The organism is Mycobacterium simiae (genome assembly GCF_008370645.1).
Taxonomy (GTDB): Bacteria; Actinomycetota; Actinomycetes; order Mycobacteriales; family Mycobacteriaceae; genus Mycobacterium; species Mycobacterium simiae_A.
On sequence record NZ_VTZN01000622.1, the window covers coordinates 1 to 296 of the forward strand.

1 protein-coding gene is annotated in these 296 nt (G+C 65.9%); it reads left to right on the plus strand.

Features of this window, described 5'->3' with window-relative positions; genetic code table 11:
• Positions 1-296, plus strand: a 296-nt coding sequence (locus F0Q45_RS27145; protein ID WP_149656715.1) for an AAA family ATPase, incomplete at both ends; no start/stop codon positions are given.

Sequence of the window (296 nt, forward strand, 5' to 3'; positions counted from 1 at the left end):
GGCGACCTCGCGGCGATGCTGTCCAACCTGGTCGAGCACGACGTGTTGTTCATCGACGAAATACATCGCATCGCCCGGCCTGCCGAGGAAATGCTCTACCTGGCGATGGAGGACTTCCGGGTCGACGTGGTCGTCGGAAAAGGCCCGGGCGCCACCTCGATTCCGCTGGACGTCGCACCGTTCACCCTGGTCGGTGCCACCACCAGGTCCGGTGCGCTGACCGGGCCGCTGCGCGACCGGTTCGGCTTCACCGCGCACATGGACTTCTACGAGCCAGATGAGCTGGAGCGGGTGCT